This is a genomic window from Lewinella sp., assembly GCF_050633125.1.
Taxonomy (GTDB): Bacteria; Bacteroidota; Bacteroidia; order Chitinophagales; family Saprospiraceae; genus Lewinella.
This window is the reverse complement of sequence record NZ_JBOEFX010000073.1, coordinates 65,514-84,311: the sequence shown is the minus strand read 5'-3', so window position 1 is coordinate 84,311 and position 18,798 is coordinate 65,514. Positions and strand designations below refer to the sequence as shown.

Annotated in this window: 12 protein-coding genes; 4 read left to right on the top strand and 8 right to left on the bottom strand. The window is 43.5% G+C overall.

Going from position 1 to position 18,798, the window contains the following annotated elements; all coding sequences use genetic code 11:
- Positions 1–620: 620 nt before the first annotated feature.
- From ACRBG0_RS15980 to ACRBG0_RS15970, 3 genes are read right to left on the bottom strand one after another with little or no spacing between them, the layout of a single operon-like run.
- On the bottom strand, positions 621–1,751 hold the full coding sequence (locus tag ACRBG0_RS15980) for a ligand-binding sensor domain-containing protein (RefSeq protein ID WP_431487869.1): 1,131 nt from the start codon (positions 1,749–1,751) through the stop codon (positions 621–623).
- Entirely contained in the window at positions 1,748–1,966 is a 219-nt protein-coding gene (locus ACRBG0_RS15975; protein ID WP_431487868.1) for a DUF6500 family protein, read from the bottom strand. Before ACRBG0_RS15975 ends, ACRBG0_RS15980 begins: the two co-directional genes overlap by 4 nt.
- A gap of 37 nt (positions 1,967–2,003) precedes the next feature.
- Entirely contained in the window at positions 2,004–2,840 is an 837-nt protein-coding gene (locus tag ACRBG0_RS15970; RefSeq protein WP_431487867.1) for a sulfurtransferase, read from the bottom strand.
- A gap of 122 nt (positions 2,841–2,962) precedes the next feature.
- On the opposite strand from ACRBG0_RS15970, the gene ACRBG0_RS15965 reads away from it, so the two are divergent.
- A complete protein-coding gene (locus ACRBG0_RS15965; RefSeq protein WP_431487866.1) occupies positions 2,963–5,476 on the top strand; it encodes a M14 family zinc carboxypeptidase in 2,514 nt (837 codons plus the stop codon).
- Between the two features lie 190 nt (positions 5,477–5,666).
- On the opposite strand, the gene ACRBG0_RS15960 is transcribed toward ACRBG0_RS15965, so the two are convergent.
- A complete protein-coding gene (locus ACRBG0_RS15960; protein WP_431487865.1) occupies positions 5,667–6,710 on the bottom strand; it encodes a fatty acid desaturase in 1,044 nt (347 codons plus the stop codon).
- Between the two features lie 339 nt (positions 6,711–7,049).
- Here ACRBG0_RS15960 and ACRBG0_RS15955 point away from each other — a divergent pair, with 339 nt between their 5' ends.
- Positions 7,050–9,467, top strand: a complete 2,418-nt coding sequence (locus tag ACRBG0_RS15955; protein ID WP_431487864.1) for an ABC transporter permease — start codon at positions 7,050–7,052, stop codon at positions 9,465–9,467.
- A gap of 2 nt (positions 9,468–9,469) precedes the next feature.
- Here the strand turns inward: ACRBG0_RS15955 and queD are convergent, their stop codons facing one another.
- Complete coding sequence (gene queD / locus ACRBG0_RS15950; RefSeq protein WP_431487863.1) at positions 9,470–9,832, bottom strand: 6-carboxytetrahydropterin synthase QueD; 363 nt, start codon at positions 9,830–9,832, stop codon at positions 9,470–9,472.
- A 197-nt stretch (positions 9,833–10,029) separates the two neighbouring features.
- Between queD and ACRBG0_RS15945 the strand changes: the two genes are divergently transcribed.
- Entirely contained in the window at positions 10,030–12,006 is a 1,977-nt protein-coding gene (locus ACRBG0_RS15945; RefSeq protein WP_431487862.1) for a caspase family protein, read from the top strand.
- A 55-nt stretch (positions 12,007–12,061) separates the two neighbouring features.
- Here the strand turns inward: ACRBG0_RS15945 and ACRBG0_RS15940 are convergent, their stop codons facing one another.
- The 3 genes from ACRBG0_RS15940 to ACRBG0_RS15930 form a co-directional block, all read right to left on the bottom strand.
- A complete protein-coding gene (locus tag ACRBG0_RS15940; RefSeq protein WP_431487861.1) occupies positions 12,062–12,709 on the bottom strand; it encodes a hypothetical protein in 648 nt (215 codons plus the stop codon).
- Between the two features lie 308 nt (positions 12,710–13,017).
- A complete protein-coding gene (locus ACRBG0_RS15935; RefSeq protein ID WP_431487860.1) occupies positions 13,018–13,350 on the bottom strand; it encodes a hypothetical protein in 333 nt (110 codons plus the stop codon).
- Positions 13,351–13,546: 196 nt separating this feature from the next.
- A complete protein-coding gene (locus ACRBG0_RS15930; protein ID WP_431487859.1) occupies positions 13,547–17,206 on the bottom strand; it encodes a DUF7619 domain-containing protein in 3,660 nt (1,219 codons plus the stop codon).
- A 178-nt stretch (positions 17,207–17,384) separates the two neighbouring features.
- Here ACRBG0_RS15930 and ACRBG0_RS15925 point away from each other — a divergent pair, with 178 nt between their 5' ends.
- The gene (locus tag ACRBG0_RS15925; RefSeq protein WP_431487858.1) at positions 17,385–18,791 is read left to right on the top strand and encodes a hypothetical protein; all 1,407 of its coding nucleotides are present in this window, start codon (positions 17,385–17,387) and stop codon (positions 18,789–18,791) included.
- Positions 18,792–18,798: the final 7 nt, after the last annotated feature.

The following is an 18,798-nucleotide window of genomic DNA, read 5'->3' as shown; positions in this document are numbered from 1 at the left end:
GCCTACGCTTTTCCAACCAAACCATTCCATCTAGCTTCCTACTTTTCTGGCTCGCCTGAAAAACTTCCTCAAAGGGAGTTTTATCCAATAAAAGAAAAGGAACACTAGTCTCTGGTAGCGATAGGCTTACTTGTAATTATATTTAGCACAAATAGTACTGCGCTTGCTATATTGAACGTGTAGGTAAACTCTATGCTTCTTGTACTTAATGGCCAAATCAATAGAACAAACATGACAAAAAGGTGTGCTAAGCACCAATAAAAGAGATGGTATCGCTTATATAATTTTGTAATCGCATAACCCGATAAGTATACAAGATTGGAAGAAAAAAACATGTACCATATCACATTTTTAACATCCCAACTCCAGCCTGTTGCGCGGTTCAAGTCCCAACTTGTACTAGGCACTAAATAATCATAACATTTCACACACAAAATGAGTAGTAAAACCAGCCAAACCATGTTTCTTTCAATGAGCTGTTTCATGCTATCGTTTTTTATCAATGAGCTGATTCTGATCATCATACTCGTACTCATAACGATATTCATACGCTATTTCTAATTTACCATTGACCGTGCCTTTCACTCATTTGTTGATGAAAAATCTATCGCACCTCTGATCTATTTTTTGGCATTTGCAAAATGAAACTTTTCAAACACTTTGCCATTGAATTGATATGCACCACTATTCGGCACATTAAACCATACTTCCCCCTTGTTATCTTTGTAAATAGAAACCAGCGACGCTCCCGTATTTTTATTCTCAATAGGATAATAGATGAGCTTTTCACCATCACTTCGCCAGACACCAGTACTGGAACCAGACATCCATAAGTCGCCATCATCAGCGGCTATTATTGACATAAAATAAGGGTAATCTATTTCCTTATTTTTATCAGAATAACCAACACCATTTTTTCTTTTGTAGTCGATATAATTAGTACCGTTTCTTTCTGTACTGGTTGGTAATATTTCATACCGATAGCGACTATTACAGAACCAGAAATCACCATTCTTGTCTTCCACAATTGAGCGAATACCGAAATCACCACCACTTGGTGTTTCCGTCAAATGCTGTTCATAAAGCCAGCTTACGGATGTGCCATCATAACGGCACACGCCAAGCGATGCGGTACCAAACCAAAGGTGGCCTTTGCTGTCTTTGTACCAAGAGTAAATATCATAAGGGTTGTAAGACGAATTGGGGTATTTTTCGTAAAACGCATCCGCGAGATCAGCCTTAGGAAATTCTAGATAGTATAATGAATCGCCATCATACCGATAAGGCCCACCTTTGCCCCAACCCATTCTGAACCAGAGATCATCCGGTTCTAACTTCCATTCCTTCTTGGTAGAAGGGGTGTTTACTACTTCTAAAATTGATATTTTTTGACCATCAAATTTGTTGATGCACTCCGGTGTATCAAAGAAAATATTACCAAGTTTATCTTCCTGCATCCCTAAGATGAAATAGCTGCAAAGTCCATCTTTCTTTGTAAAATGAGTAATGGTTTCACCATCATGCCAGTACACTCCGCTCTCTTTACTTCCAAACCAATAGTTATCCTGGCGGTCCTGGTAAATAAGAACTGCGCTGCTATCCATTTCTGAGACCACTTTACCTGCGATGGAAACAACATTCTCTTTTTCAGGGCTAGGGTTTTCGTTGTCTGGAACGCTTTGCCCCTTGCAGGACGAAAATATTATCATCACGCAGAAAAGTAAAATGCCTGGAGTATTCAATTTTATCATAAGTTGTTTTGTACCATCGTTCTAATTTTCACCGCTTTCTCAAAGTGATCTAATTTATGCGTCATAATCCACCACTCGGCTGCTTCCATTAATAGTGTTGGATTATCATTTTTATTAGCAAAGAAAGCATAAAAGGAAAGCCCTACATTTTCTCCCTTTTTCTCAATTTTTTCATTGCAAACGCTGATTATTTTTTGCCTTAGTGTTTCGTTCATTTTTTTTCAACAGTTATGATGATGCCCCTTACTTAACTTACGCTACACTTATTTCTCTCCCTTCGTCCGTAATCCAGTCGCTCCAAGAGCCCGGATAAAGTCGTGCATTGCCCAACCCGGCGTGTGCATAGGCGAGGATATTATGACAGGCCGTTACACCAGATCCGCAATAGAAGGTGGTTTGTTCTGCCTCTGGCAACGCTGCAAAACGGGTACGTAATTCTTCCGGAGACTTGAGCAAACCTTCGCTCGTCCAATTATCAGCAAAGGGCATATTGATGGCACCGGGCACATGGCCCGCTACAGGGTCAATAGGTTCTACTTCTCCGCGGTAACGTTCTGGTGTGCGGGAATCTATGACCACGGCACCAGGTGTCACTCGCAACTGATCCACGGCCATCGCATCATTTATCCAATTTTCTTGTGCTTTCGCTACAAAGTTCACTGGGTTCAATTTCTTAACTTCTGTGTTTTGGGGCAACCCTGCTTTTTCCCAGCTTGCCAAGCCACCATCCAGCACCGCCACGGCATCGTGCCCCAGAAAACGAAGCATCCACCATAGGCGAGCAGCAATAGCTCCGCGTTTGTCATCATAAACAACCACCTGCGTAGTTGGACTAATTCCCCAATGGCCAAACAATTGTTTCATCACCGTAACACAAGGTAAAGGATGCCGGCCCGTAGTGCCAGGAATGATGGGCCCACTGAGGTCTTCATCCATATGTGCGAAACGTGCGCCGGGAATATGAGCCTCCAGATAAGCTCGCCGTCCGCTTTCCGTATCGGCCAAATCATGGCGACAATCAATGACCAGCCAATTGGGATTTGCCAATTCTGGTGCTAATTCTGCTGCGGAGATGATGGTATTGAACACAGGATGTCTATTTTAGCTCTTTATTTAGTAAAATTGGCTTTAGCCAAACTAATAATCTCCTAATATTGTGAAATTTTCCTCTAAGGAAAGAGTATTCACATCATTTTTTATTTCATTACTGCATGATGATATCACAACGCTATACCGTCGGGCTGTTAATCGCCTTCTTACCTTTATTACTCATAGGGCAAGTACAAAGCCCTGACAACTTCCTCCCTCATCGCCTGGGAGAGACCTTCACTCCTCACCATATTTTGGTAGATTATTTCGAGCATGTCGCTGCTAATAGCGAAACCGTTCAGCTCGAGGAATATGGTCGTACCAATGAGCAACGCCCATTACTCCTTGCTGTCGTTTCTACACAGGAGAACATGGACCAAATTGAGGCCATCCGCCTGAATCACCTTCGTCGGGCAGGTATAGAAGAAGGTACACCTGACCCCGCACTTGACCGGGCCATCGTATGGCTTAGTTATAGTGTACATGGTAATGAAGCTGCCGGTGCAGAATCTAGTATGGGCGTCATTTATGACCTTGTTGATCCTAATAACAAGGAAGCTCAGGAATGGCTCAAGAATACCATCGTCATCATCGATCCTTCTGTCAACCCAGATGGTTATTCCCGTTACTCTAGCTGGTATCGAGGAGTAGCTACAACCGACCGTGACATCACTCCTGATGTACGCGAGCATCGCGAGCCCTGGCCCGGTGGTCGTACTAATCACTATATGTTTGACCTCAACCGTGACTGGGCCTGGCAGACGCAGGTAGAATCACAGCAGCGAATTGTAAAATACCACCAATGGATGCCACATATCCACGCCGATTTACACGAGCAGTGGTTTGACAATCCTTACTATTTCGCACCAGCAGCACAGCCTTTCCACGCTTATATCACAAAATGGCAGAGTGACTTCCAAACAGAAATTGGAAAAAATCACGCCAAATATTTCGATCAAAATGGTTGGCTCTATTTCACTCGCGAGGTATTTGACTTGCTCTACCCTAGCTACGGCGATACTTATCCGACTTTCAATGGCGCTATAGGGATGACCTACGAGCAAGGTGGCCACAGCAAGGGTGGTTCTGCTATTTTACTTCCCAATAGCGATACCCTTACCCTTTATGATCGGGTAGCTCACCATCGAACGACCTCTTTGAGTACCATTGAAATTGCAAGTAAAAGTTCCGATCGTTTGGTACAAAAGTTTACCGATTATTTCAAACGAGCGGCTGACACTCCTACCGGTTCCTACAAGACTTACATCATCAAGGGTGATAACCAGCAGCCAAGAATGGAGGCCCTCCTTACGTTTCTTGATCGTAATGGTATCGAATACGGTACTGCAAGTACCAGCAAGGTTAATGCCTATAATTACCAAAATGGAAAACAAGAAAGCATCAGCATTGCTAGTAATGACCTTGTTATCAGTGCTTACCAACCTCGTTCGGTCTTGACCCAGGTTTTACTGGACCCAACGACAGAGGTGGTAGACTCTCTTACTTACGATATCACCGCCTGGAGTCTGCCTTATGCGTATGGCCTGGAGGCATTTGCCAGTACTACGCGCATAACGGTAAAAGAAGGTTACGAACCAGCAGCTAATAAAAACGAGCTGGGAAGCAACCCAAGCCCTTATGCTTATTTGGTTCCTTGGGAATCTACCCAGGAGGCACATTTTCTCGCTCAATTGTTCAAAGCAGAGGTACAAGTAAGAGCAGCCAGCAAGGCGTTCCAGCTCAATGGAGAGGAGTACCAAGCCGGCACGCTGGTCATTACTCGGGCAGATAACCGAAAAAATGAAGACTTCGACGCTGTCGTTCGCGAGATTGCCGGTACTAATAACATCCGACTAAAGGGCGTGTCAACCGGCTTCACCGACAATGGACCTGACTTTGGTTCTGGGGCTATGATGCTACTTGAGGCTCCTCGGGTTGCAATGGTAGCTGGTGAAGGCACCTACTCTAACGAGGCCGGGCAAGTCTGGCATTTCTTTGAGCAGCGCCTTGACTACCCTATCCACATTTACTACCCTGATGATTTGGAATCTTGGACTGGTGAGGATATCGACATTTTAATTTTGCCCGAAGGTTATTATCGGATGAATGACGGTGCTGGTGAAAGCATTGCTAAGTGGGTACGTAGCGGAGGGAAATTGATTGCCATCGGAGCAGCAGTTTCTTCTCTCGTTGATCAGTCTGGTTTTGGCCTCAGCTACAAAAGCGCTACCAGTGACAATGAGCCCAGCGCTCCTCATCAAGATCACAGCTACGCCGGTGCCGAACGCCGCAGTATTGCTGATGCCATCCCCGGCGCAATTTTCAGTGTAAAAATGGATACCTCGCATCCACTGGCTTTCGGATTAGACGAGACTTATTTTTCTCTTAAAACAGGTACCTCGGCCTACGCTCCTATGGATAATGGCTGGAATATTGGAACTATCGGCGATGATCCTATGATCAGTGGTTTTGTGGGTAGCAATGCCAAAGAGAAGATGAAGAATACCCTGGTGTACGGCGTAAAACGTCATGGCGGCGGACAACTCGTATACCTAGTAGATAATCCACTTTATCGCGGATTTTGGGAGAATGGCACTTTCCTATTCAGCAATGCGCTGTTTATGGTGGGGAATTGATGCTGCTGATCGAGAGACCAGCGGTATACAACAGGTTCGTTAGGAAACTAACCTGAGCCTTTACCAAAATGTGATGCCATAACCAATACAATTTTGCAAATAAAAAAGGGCTTCGGCCCGCTTGTCTTCCTTTTTAGGATATAGGCAAGCGGGCCGAAGCCCTTTCTTTTTTTACAGTTCAAACGTAAGTTTACGCCTTAGCTGTCGGCTCGTAACGCTGATAGAACTCTTTGAAGGTAATCATGCGTTCGGTCTGCTCATCCCAAAGTTTGTGGAACATGAATTGCAGACTCTCAAAGAAGGTTACCGAAGTTACATACTGCTGTAAATCCGGATTTTCTTTTGCACAACGCACCAAGTTATAGCTAGGAATACGACTATTTAAGTGGTGAATGTGATGGTAACCGATGTTCCCCGTAAGGAAATGTAACCAACCTGGCAACTTATAGAAACTGCTACCTCGGATCGCACTCAGCAGGTAATCCCAATTGTCTTTCCAATGCTTATAAGCTAGCTCGTGCTGATGCTGTACGAAGAAAAACCAAACAGCAATAATGGCAAAGAAGAAGACGATAGGCAGTTGAATCATCAAAAACGTTTTCCAGCCAAACGCCCACATTCCAAGGCCATAAGCTGCAAACAGGAACAGGTTGTTCAGTGCCAACCATTTCCGGTTGTTTTGCCAGCCCTGGAGTTTCACTAGCGTGAATCTGTTATTACGCAGTAAATAAACCATTGGACCAACGACAAAGGTGATCAGCGGCATCCTGAAAATCCGGTAAGCCAAACGCTCCTTTGGTGTAGCCTCTGCGTATTCTTTCGCTGTCATGGTTTGGATATCACCAATATCGCGTACTTCTAGCTGTCCGCTGTGGCCATGGTGAAAATCGTGAACCTGTGCCCAGTATTGGAACGGAATAAAGGTAAATATACTCCCTATCCAACCTACAATCCGGTTCCAACGCTGGTCTTTGAAAAAAGATCGGTGGCCACAATCATGTTGGATAATAAAGATTCGAACAGTAAAGAAGGCGTTCAACAAGGCTAAAGCCCAGGTAATACCGTACGACCACTCCAGGCTCTGGTACATCAAAGCCCAGATGGCGATGAATGGCCCAAAGGACGTGATGATCTGAAGAATAGCCCGACTACTGTCTGATTGGGCATACTTCTTGAAGCGAACCGGCCAATCGGCTAAAGCTTGCTGGATCTGTTGATCGGTGTAAGTTGACATAAGAAAAAAATTAGGCATTGAAAAAACAAAACAGTTTGAAATACAGATAGTTGTAAGCTACGCAGAATCATTTAACCGCAGCTAAACGTCACGTAAATAGATCTTACTTACGTGAAGACGGGATGTTAGTTGGCGCAAAAATAACCTACTATGCACCAAAACACCAAGCTGCCGGTCGTTATTTGTGTTCCTTAAGCCGAAAGGTGACACGGGACTAACAAAACAGATACGCTTATAGATAGGGGGAGTTCTGCTTTATACACATCTCTTTTACAACAGGATACATTTGATTATCGCCAACCAAGCGTAATGTGTCTTCACTCTTAGAGCTTTTCCATCATGTTTCGCAACTACCTAAAAATCGGCTTTCGTAGCCTTCGTAAGCAGCCTTTCCAGACCACCATTTTTATTTCAGGCTTGGCTTTGGGGCTTACTGCCTTTCTTTTTTTGCAACAATACACTGCTTTCGAAAAAAGCTATGACGATTTCCATTACGCTTCTGACCAGCTCTATCGAGTAACGACAGACCAGCTCGTAAACGGAAAAATAGACACCCGCGACGCGATGTCTTTTGCCGGAACAGCGAGTATGTTTATAGAAGAAATCCCTGAAGTCATCAACGCTACGACGACTTACAAAACAGAACGGATGGTCTTTCGTAAGCGCAATCAGCCCATCGAAGAACTTAATGTCATTGCAGTAGACACCAATTTCCTTGACCTTTTCGCTTATTCCGTACTTGAAGGCGACAAAAAAACGATGCTCTCCTCTCCTTTCAGTATCGTATTAACGAAAACTCAGGCAGCGAAATACTTTGGCGAAGAAAATCCTATTGGAAAAACAATTGAAGACCTCGACGAATTCAACCAGGCTTTTACTGTTACCGGAATCATTGAGGATATCCCTGAAAACACGCACTACCATTTTGATATTCTTGTGTCACTGTCTAGCTATCAAGAAGACTTGGAAAAATACGGGTGGGATGGTTACAATTATTACAGTTACGTATTGCTTGATGCAAGCGCAACGCTGGCCAAAGTAGAACAAAAACTCCCCGCACTGGCCAAGAAATACATTGGAGAAGATGACCAACTGTTCTTTAATCTCCAACCTGTAAAAGACATTCACCTTCATTCTGATTTTACTTTTGAACCTCAGGTTCATGGCAGCGCCAAGGCCGTAAACTTCCAAAGTATCATCTCCATCTTCATCCTGCTGATTGCATGGATCAACTACATTAACCTGTCGACAGCCAAGGCAGTAGAACGCGCCAAAGAAGTAGGTTTGCGCAAGGTTGTTGGTGCTCAACAGAAGCAACTTATCGGACAGTTCTTTTTCGAATCCTTGCTCATCAATTTATTCGGTGCTGTAGCTGCTCTTTTGCTCGCTTTTGCACTCACGCCTTATTTCAATGGGCTCGTTGGTAATACAGTCATTGGTAATGTCTTTGTTAATGCTTCTTTCTTAGGGCAATTGGCAATTTTCTTTGTTATCGGTACTGTTGCCACAGGTTTTTATCCCGCCATTGTGCTTTCTTCTTTTCAGCCTATTAATGCTTTGCGTGGTGCTTTTAGCCGTACTCCAAAAGGAGTTTTCTTACGTAAATTACTGGTAGTAGTACAGTTTGCGGCGTCCCTCTTGTTGATCGCCAGTACAGTAATCATTTACAAGCAGGTAAATTTTCTTACTGCTACAAAAATGGGAATGGACACCACTCACGTCATTGGGTTTGAAAGGCCTGCCCGTGAGGATATGACGCGCGCAGCGTATCTTAGTAAGATCAGAACGTTTGAAAATGCGCTATTGACTAAACCTGGAATAAAGCGTGTTGGTGGTATCCAAAATATGCCCGGCGGAGAAAGTTTTGATATCAACTCTATGAGTGGCGCCGTAAGTATTCCTGGCAAAACAGATATTGTCAAATCTACCGTATACCTCACCGGAGCAGATGACAATTATCTTGACGTACTGAATATAGCCACGCTTGCTGGCCGTAATTTTGATCGAGAAATTGCTGCTGACTCCAATGCTGTCATGGTCAATACAGCCTTCTTGAATTTGCTAAACATCCCTGATCCAAACCAGGTCGTTGGTGAGCTGTTGCAATTAAGAGAAGGACCAAATGCCGCAAGGTTACCCATCGTAGGAGTTATTGATGACTTCAATCGTTCCTCCCTGAAACAACAGGTTGAGCCTACTATTTTTTATTACACTCAAACACCACCTCGCAGTGTTGTAAAATTAAGTGGGGAACAAATGACTTCTCAGTTGGACTTTATTCAGGCCACCTATCGCGACATGTTTCCTAACTCGCCTTTTGCTTATACTTTTCTAGACGAGCGCTTTGCGAAAATCTATGCCGCTGATAGGCGTTTTGGTATAATTTTCCTCAATTTCTCTGTCCTTGCCATTTTTGTGGCCTGCATGGGATTGTTAGGACTTTCTTCCTACCTGGCCCTTCAGCGTACCAAAGAGGTTGGCATCAGGAAGGTACTCGGTGCTTCCGTGCAGGGTATTGTCTTGTTATTTTTCCGGGATTTCCTCTGGCTGATTCTTATTGCCGTCTTGATCGGAATTCCAATTACTTACCTGGGTATGAGTGAATGGCTGGCAGGTTATGCACACCGGATAGCTTTTCCCTGGTGGGTGCTTTCCGGAGCTGTGCTTACGCTAATTAGCATTGCCTTTTTAACGGTGAGTTACCAAACTTGGCGATTGGCCATCATGAACCCTACATCAACCTTGCGGCAAAATTAATTTCACTCGTACTCTCCTTTGTAGATAACACCGCTGCTGGGGTTTTCACAAACCTCTACCCGCGAAAGTGCAGATAACTTGGGCTTCACTTCCCGCCAAATCCAGATGGCGAGGTTTTCTGCTGTGGGATTTTCCAGGCCGGGGATATCATTAAGCGTGCGGTGATCGAGCCTTTCTTCGATAGGCTTCCATATCGCTTTGACGTCGCCAAAATCTGCAACCCAGCCCAACTGTGGGTCTAGCTCTCCACTAATGTACAAGCGCACAATGTAGGTATGCCCGTGCATCCTCCGGCACTTATGGTCTTCGGGGACGTAAGGCAAATAATGGGCAGAATCAAACGTAAACTTCTTAAAGATCTCCATCCTGTTGGCCAATTTTGCGCAAAGTTAGTATTAATTTTATGTATCTTCGAAAGTTGGTAACCCTTTCACAGATAGACTCATAAAGTAGTATATACCCGTTACAAAATGGCTTGGGCCTTTATCCCTTACTATTTTACTTAGGACTTCGCTGGAAAGCTACCTCGTGCCGGGTCTAATACACCAAAACCGTTTTACGCATGGCTACCCAAAGGAGTTTCGGAAGACAGCAAAGCATTGATGCCACCGGCAAAAGTGGCAAAAACTATCTGCTCACTATCGGCATTGACGCCTACCGCCAGTGGCAACCACTCTCTAATGCGGTAAAAGATGCTCAGGATTTTGCCGATGTTCTTACCCGCCAGTACCAATTTGAAAAAGAAAATATTTTCACGCTCTTCAACGAGCAGGCTACCGAAACCAATATTTATCAGGCTTTAAGAGACATGAAACGGCGACTGGAGCCGCTAGATAACCTCATCGTTTACTACTCTGGCCACGGTCATTATGATGACGAATTTGACGAAGGTTACTGGATTCCCGTCAATGCCAAACCCAACGATGAGAGCAACTTTATTAGTAATGCCAACATCGTCAAGCGAATCAACGCACTCGACACCCAGCACACCCTTCTGATCGTCGATAGTTGTTTTTCAGGTTCGCTGGTCGTTCGTAAACGAAATGCCATCCCTGATGAGCGATTTAAGTCTCGCCGTATTTTAGCCTCTGGCCGTCACGAGACCGTTTCTGATGGTAAAAAAGGCGAGAACAGTCCCTTCTCCGCAGGTATCCTCACCTATTTACGCAAGAATACTTCGCCAAAACTAGATGCAACGAGCATCATTAAATTTGTTAAAGATTACGTTTTCACCCAAGCCAAGCAGCACCCCGTGGATGGCCGTATCCAGAACAGTGCAGATGAGGGCGGCGAGTTTGTCTTTTATCTACGCCGCGACGAAGAGGCGGTCTGGAAGGAAGTTTGCCTGGCCGATAAAGTAGTAGAATACCGCAATTATATCGCAGGCTTTCCTGCCGGAAAATACGTAGCCGCCGCCAATCGCAAGATCAACCTTCTGGAAGAAGATGAGATTTGGTCAAGTACAAAAATTAATGATACCGAACTTGGCTACGAAGATTACATCAGCAAATACGCTCCTTCCGGGAAATACCTTAGCGATGCCAAAGAAAGGCTGGCTAAGCTCAAAGAGAACCGCCAGGAACGCCAAAAAGCCCAACAGGAAATTGCCGCACGCGAAAGCGAACGCACCCAGTTACGGCAGTCATTTGACGAACTGGTAAAAAGTGCGGAATCGCTTTTTGGTGACCGTAAACTGGAAGAAGCTCGTCGCAAGTATCGCGCGGCACTACAAGCTCATTTACCCGGCTTTGCACCTACCCAGGAATACCTCGAAGAACAAATTAACCTCTGCCAAAGCAACATTGCTTTTTTAGGTCATTACGAAAATGGCAAGGCAGCTCTACAGCAGGAAAACTATCGCTTGGCGATCGAATATTTCCAAGAAGCCTTAAAGATCAATAACAACTCTAAAGTAGAAAAACTCATCGCGCACTGCCAGCAACAAATGCAAAATGGTGGACGTAAAGCGTCCTCTGGCAGTGGTCGTCCTCAAACTCGCTCCTTCTCTGGTTCGGCCACTGCGCCTGCACCAAAGCGTCGCATTGGCATGTGGATAGGTATAGGCGTTGCTGTTAGCCTGGTGTTGCTCCTTATTATCGGGGCAGTCATCAACGAAGCAGGGTTAGATGACTACGACAACGGTTATAACGAAACAACTATTTACGACAATAATCAGCAAAACATTAGTACACCAACAAACCCTACTACAGCAGATTTATTGATGGGGGCTTGGCAGGTAAACACCATCAATGTTGTTCGTGATGGCGTTGCTTACAATGCTACCGCAGAAGATCAATCCTTGTTGTTACTCATTGGAGCCGTCTACAATTTCCAATCAAATGGCGTTGTTACGCTCAGTACAGAATTCGGTTCAGAGAATATTTACTATAGCCTGAACGGAAATAACATTTATGTGCAAGCCCAGGGTTACAGTACAGGAGTTGTCAATTATGTTGACCGACAAACCCTCCAACTGACCTTGCCTTTTACCAATTATTTTGGTACACATATGTTGCAGTTTAACCTGGTGCGGTATTGATTTATGAACTTGCTACCATATAGTAGAGTTGTTCATCTATATATTAGCGGCAGTATTATTCCAACTCCCTTTTATTGGCATTTTGAAAACACCATTCAAGATATGATATTTTACTGTGAACTAATCGCTTGTGTTTATAGTATTCGTATACTATTCCATTCTCAGTGATTGACTGAAATTGTCCATAACTTCCAATACTTAAGCATTCTTTTTCATCTGTATTAAGGATTATCCCCTCAAATCCACCACAATCCATACTCATTATCCATGTTATAATTATCCCATTCTCTATATTACTTTTGGAATAAATTTCTTGTAATACAGAATGATTAAACTCATCCTTTTCATGATGGTAAAAGGATATCCCTTCTATCAGAAGGTATTCTAATATTCCTGAATATTGCTTTATTAAATCTTGTTTGTCCAGATTTATAATTTCATCAATCTCGTCATCAGACAGCAGATTATAATGATCTATAATTTCACTGGCCAGTACTTCCGTAATCTCGTATTGCAAGAAAATTTTGTCATCCTCATTTATTGCTTGAGAAAGTCTATTTCGGAGTCCATTACTAGAAACACATGCAACTTCGATACAATGTGTCTTAATGGATTCTGGTATACTTATAACATTCTTTAGTTCAATATTTTCTAAATGATGCTTTCTCTCTAATTTGTTCAGCGCTGTCCAGTTTCTCCTCACTTTATGCTATTTTATATTTCTTCTCGCGAAATAATATCAACGAATTTAAGCATACTTAGAACTCTATACTCACCGCTCATCAAAAAAATATATTCACTAGCCTTCATCTCGTAGGTATGTAATCTTACTTAAACCTATTCTTTCAAATACCACAACTCTCACTACCTCCATGCGATTATTCCGATGCATGCAGTAGATACAAATCACTCTCTGCAATGTGAGTCAAATAGATACATCAAAAAACTATTTAAATTTTGACGCTTAAAGTCCGTTACTCTTTGACTCATTACAACTCGGGGCTGTTTCGCCTACCACAACCGGTCCAACCCCAGCATTAAATTATGTTCTAGATGACTATAGTCATCATCGACTTTAAAGAGGCCGACAAGGTGTCCTTTTAAGGTACTGGTTCCCTTTTCTCCTGGAAAGAAAGTTTCCTTCATCTCGGTGAGTACCTTTATAATCTCGTAATCCGATTTGCCTTCGCTAAAAGCCTTTGCTTTTTCACAATGCGCTTTGCCGCATCGGTTTTGCATAAAGTCTTTTTCATCAACGCTGATATTAAGGTCTGCTCGTGCCGCGTAATGAAGTGCTAAGGCAAGAAAATCTTCTCTAATCCAATTATCAGGTATTAATGACATAATCAAAGTGTGTTTGTTGTTACTTAAAGATAAGCAGATATGCGAAAAAAATTAATTCCTAAGCTCAAACCCACGGCTGCTCTATCTTCCTAAACAACCTTTTATTAGAAATTGTGCCTTTCTATAAAAACTAAAAAACCATTCTCCCCACTACTAGAGCGGAAAGAATGGCTTTCTAAAACAACAAGAAGTCTTATTACTTCTTCACCAATTTTGCTGTTCCTAATAAATCTCCGTTGGTAAGTGTCAACCTTAATTGATACCAGCCGGCAGGCAAATCCGCGACGGAAAGCGAGTGTGTATTTCCACTGAAAGAAACATTGCGCAACAAGCGCCCTTGGGCATCCATCACTTGCAACTGTAACGCTTCAGGAACTGCTTCGCCGCTCAAATTCAGTTGTAATTGATCAGCTACTGGATTTGGGAAAATGTTCCAGTTAAGCGCTACGCCAGGTACTATTTCGGTATCAACCACTTCCAGGAAATTGCGCCCCAGGGTGTGAAATACCGTATTGGTAATTATGGGATCATTAAAGTCAAAATAGATCGCCGCATCGTTTTCTATTACCGTTTCCAATGGAGTTGTAACATCTGGCGAAATACGGAAATCCACAAAGCCTTGTGATGCTTCCAGGTTAGTGGTGCTATCTGGCAACAGGATATTATTGAAGGTAAAGGTAAGTGCCTGATTGGTACCAATATCAGCGGTATACGCGTGGCTACTCGAACCTAAATCCAAGGTGCGCAAGTCCAGGTGCTCCGAAAGCGTGTCGCGAATAACTACGGTAAAAGCCGTATCTGTTCCAGTATTTTGGAAACGAATTCGATAGTACAACTCCGTTTCTGGCTCTATATAGTGCTGCTCCCCATACCCTACGGGCAACGCAGCCTTATCGTTTGGATCATACGATCCTACATTTTCCTGACAGAAAATATCATTGTTAATCGTTGATGACGTTTGACTAAACTGGGTAACGAAACCTGTACTAAAATCATTTTGCTCGTTTAGTCCACAGCCTTCGATTGACAAACTTAGGCGCTCTGAATACGGGTGGTTCTCCACCTGATCCAACTGAAAGGTGTAAGTAGAGCCATTGGCAGGGAAGAGAAAGGTCTCCATCTGATCGCCACCTAGGTCTTCGATAATTTGAGATTGCATCATCGCTACGCCGTCTTCAATAACGATGTAGTTGACGGCTTCTGCCAAATCACTCATTGTCGTGTTACGAATCGTAAAGATTACATCCGTGCCAGCGCAGTCGGCATCTAATTCCAGGTTGGTACCCGACCAGTTTTGTGCAGGGGCACACAACGGATTAGGCGTTACATATACTTCCGAGCAGTGGGTTTGCCCCAACTGAGCATCACAGCTTACAAAAACCTTTACCCAGAAAAAGACCGTCTCGCTTGGAGCAATTTCATCAATGGTCCAAACCACTGTCTGATCAATTATTCCTGTTGGCATAAGACTTGATTCCTCAAAGAAAAGAAACTCATCTAAAGCTAATACAACCTCTGCATCAGTTGCTATTTCTGTACCATTATTGGTGACGTTGATGTAATAATAACTAGAGAAACAGCGACGAAGTATATTCGTACTTAAGTTCACATTAAGTGCAGCGCAATCTACCTCCGGTTGTAGTAAAAAATCCAGTGCAAAATCCTCTCCTTCTGTTAAGGAAGGAATAGCACCAACCTCTATACACCCTGTCCAAGCTGTAGACGGAGCTGTAACAAATACTATTCCTTCTACTCCAGCTGGCACATTCAATTCGTAATGACCATCACCATCCGTAAAGGTCGAATAGGTATCTCCATCAAAGGTCCCTTGTATCAAAAGGCCTTCCAGTGTCGGATAATAAGGAGCTAGAATACACATCCCCATGGTGTCATTAAACACCTGTCCGCTCACGGTTGCACAAGCAACGGTCTCCAAATCGACAAATACGGTTGAATAAAAGAAACACTCCAAGCCTACAGCTTCGGTTTCCAGCGTGTATACGCCCGTTTGAGTAGGAGTAATTGTTTGCTCAGAACTGGTAGTTATTCCATCGGGGAAAGTCCATTGAAAAGCCAACTCTCCAAAATAATCATCAGGAACAATAGCCTGTAAGCGGTAGTCATTACAACCTAACACAGTCGTATGAATACCCGCTCCAAAGTCCAAAGTAAGGTCTGTCACTACTGCCTCAGCGGTACTACTACAATCAGCTACAACAGCATTGCTTACAGTAAGCGTATAAACACCCGGCGTATTTACGGTTACAATTAATTGATCGCTGATAAATCCGCCAGGACCAATCCATTCATAAACATAATCAGGCCCAGCAGCTGATCCTGTACCATCTAATACCACACTCCCCGTAGCACAAGAAAGAATCCCCGAGGTAGTAATCACCGCAGCCGGAGCTGGATCGTATAGGACTGTCTGGGTAACGCTACAGCCGTTGTCATCCGTAATTGTAAGGGAAATAACCCCAGGTAACGGATTCACTAATTCAACCGAAGTACTTACGACGACACCATCTATTTGCCAGAGATAGGTAAAGCTTCCACTACCGCCGTCTATTGTTGGCGTCAAAGTAAACTCACTCACACACGGCTCCGTAGGCAAGCCCATTATCTCAAAAGAAAAGACTGGAGCAGACAAAACTGTACTTGAAATTTCTACTTGGCAACCATTTGCATCCACAACAGTAACGGTATAAACTCCCTCTGGTAGGTTACTGATTGTTTGAGTGGTGGCTCCATTAGACCAAAGGTAGATATAAGGCGGTGTGCCTCCGGTAACGAAAACGTTCAAGCTTCCACCTTCTCCTTCGCAGGTAGCATTCGTAGCTTCTATAAAAGCCAATAGCGGATCGGGTTCGGCTACTGTATAACAGGCTTCTTTAGTACATCCTGTACTACTATTTGTAACCGTCACACAATAGGTTCCTGCAGCTAAGTTTTGTATCAATGGTCCAGAAAAGCCATTACTCCAGTCAAATTGCCAATCGCCAGGGCCTGCTTCAACAAGGATAAGGCCATCAGCTCCTCCGTTACACGAAACATCTTGTAGAGATACACTTAATACAGGGTCTCCAGCAGCTACATTGAAATTTTCCACCGTTGAACAACCATTACCATCCGTAACAGTAACGATATAAATACCTGCTGCAAGAAAGAAAATATCCTCGGTTGTTTCTCCTGTTGACCATGTATAAGTGTAAGAAGGGTTTCCTCCACTCGCGGTAATATCAATAAACCCTGGCGTAGCACCATCACAACTTGCTTCTGTAATATTGGAAGTAATCGTGATGCTATTCCCATCAAGCACTGTGAATGTAGCTGTAACCGAACATCCGTCAACACTGGTAACCTCTACCGTATATTGCCCCCCTGGTAAATTAGAAATATTCTGGGTAGTAGCGGCATAGCCATTAGGGCCTGTCCAAAAGTAAGTAGCAGGAAAAGCGCCTCCTGTTACCACTAAATCAATAGCACCGTCATCGATACCGTCACAGGTTGAATTTGTAACCACTGTTGCTCCAATATCAACAACTGGAGCAGAAGCTACAACAACCTCTACACTATTACTGCCTTGCTCTCCGAGGCCATCTTCTACCGTTAAGGTATAGGTTGTTGTAATCGTGGGGCTAGCGATTGGACTCAAGCAATCGGTACAGCTTAATCCCGCCGCTGGTGTCCATAAATAGGTGTAGTTACCGTCTCCACCACTGGGGTTAGCAGTTAACTGCACACTCTCTCCTTCACAAATAAATGCATCACCTGACATGGATACATTAATCTGCCCCGTAAGTGGTAGCACGAAAAGCAGCATTACTGCCCAAATAAGTAGTTTTCTATGGTCCATAGTGGATATTTTTTTGGTGTACATAACACAGGATTATTTTCTATAATACAAATATGCTATATGCTATACCGGCATACAAACCAAAATAATAAGGTTTGTAAGAAACAAAAGAATACTAATAATCTATAAATACCTATTTTAAAGGCTTTAATAAAAATATTGTAGAACATATTAAATATTGAAAAATACATTATTACTCTCATTCATCACCACTTTAGACCGTAGAGAGCGCCAACAAGCCGCTTTATGGTTGACATGTGAGCTCCATAATACTCGACCGGCTTTGCATAAGTTGTTCCTTTTCTTGGAAGAACAGTATTTTGAACTAGGTATTTTGCCTACCAGGGAAGCTGCCTTTAAGGCTATTGCCCCTCGTCAGGAATACGATGATCAGGAATTCCGACTACAATGTAGCTACCTACACCAATGCCTGGAAGAATGGCTGCAATGGCGCGTAATGCAAAACAATAGTATCAGTGATACGGCACTACTTTCTGCTTATCGCAATAGAGGGCTTGACAAACATTTTCGGCGGCGAGAAAAAAAGCAACGTCATCAACTGCAGCAGCAACCGCTCAGGCATCACGCTTTTCATTTGCAGCTTTACCAACTGGAAGAGGAGGTGTATCTTTTTCAATCACGGGAAGGCCGGGGCATGGCCCTCAATTTCCAACAACAAGAAAGTGCGCTTCAAAAAGCATTCATTAGCTACAAATTGCGCTTAGCTTGTTTGAGTATTGCCCATCAGAGGGTATCAGGAGCCAGTTACGAAATAGCTATGCTGCCAGAGATTCTCACCTTGGCTATTTTGCCTATTTATCAACAAGAACCTGCTATTACCATCTACTACAATGCCTACCGAATGTACCAGGAGCCGGACAATGAAATGGCATTCCATGAATTTGAGCGACAGTTATTGATGCATCTTCCTCGATTTCCAGATAGTGAAGGGAGAGATTTGGTGCTCCTGGGTATTAATTTTTGTATACGACAAATCAATAAAAAAGGAAACATCTACTTTAAAGAGGCCCTGGCGCTTTACCGCAAAGGGCTGGAACAAGATTTGCTCCGGGAAGATGGCTACCTCACGCCTTTCACTTATTCCAACATCACCATTATTGCTATCCGCTCAGGAGAGCTGGAATGGGCGGCTCAATTTCTCGAAGCTTATCGTCACCAGCTAGACCCTAACCGACGAGAAGGTATTCACGCCCTGAACGAAGCCCGCCTCGCTTATCATCAAGGGCAGCACCGGAAAGCACTCCTCAAATTACACCAGTTCTCTGATCGGGATTTTATTCACCAGTTTAGCGCCAAAATCATTCAGCTAAAAATTTACTACGAAGCTGGTGATTTTCAATTATTAGCCGCCCATATAAAAAACACAAGGGCTTACTTGCGGCGGATCAAGCACGATAGCTACCACAAGCAAATCTATATCAACATCTTCACTCTTACAGATCAGTTGATGAAACTTCCTCCTTATGATAAAGAAAAACGCTTGGCATTAAAAGCACAAATAGCAACTACTGAGCCCCTTACGGAAAAAGAATGGCTCCTTGCGCAGTTGGAGATAGCTGGATAGTCGCCAA

Bases quoted from the DNA above. Each gene is read 5' to 3' on its own strand.
- ACRBG0_RS15960 (WP_431487865.1), bottom strand. From the start codon at position 6,710: ATGTCAACTTACACCGATCAACAGATCCAGCAAGCTTTAGCCGATTGG.
- ACRBG0_RS15965 (WP_431487866.1), top strand. From the start codon at position 2,963: ATGATGATATCACAACGCTATACCGTCGGGCTGTTAATCGCCTTCTTA.
- ACRBG0_RS15975 (WP_431487868.1), bottom strand. From the start codon at position 1,966: ATGAACGAAACACTAAGGCAAAAAATAATCAGCGTTTGCAATGAAAAA.
- queD (WP_431487863.1), bottom strand. From the start codon at position 9,832: ATGGAGATCTTTAAGAAGTTTACGTTTGATTCTGCCCATTATTTGCCT.
- ACRBG0_RS15930 (WP_431487859.1), bottom strand. From the start codon at position 17,206: ATGGACCATAGAAAACTACTTATTTGGGCAGTAATGCTGCTTTTCGTG.
- ACRBG0_RS15955 (WP_431487864.1), top strand. From the start codon at position 7,050: ATGTTTCGCAACTACCTAAAAATCGGCTTTCGTAGCCTTCGTAAGCAG.
- ACRBG0_RS15945 (WP_431487862.1), top strand. From the start codon at position 10,030: ATGGCTACCCAAAGGAGTTTCGGAAGACAGCAAAGCATTGATGCCACC.
- ACRBG0_RS15980 (WP_431487869.1), bottom strand. From the start codon at position 1,751: ATGATAAAATTGAATACTCCAGGCATTTTACTTTTCTGCGTGATGATA.
- ACRBG0_RS15935 (WP_431487860.1), bottom strand. From the start codon at position 13,350: ATGTCATTAATACCTGATAATTGGATTAGAGAAGATTTTCTTGCCTTA.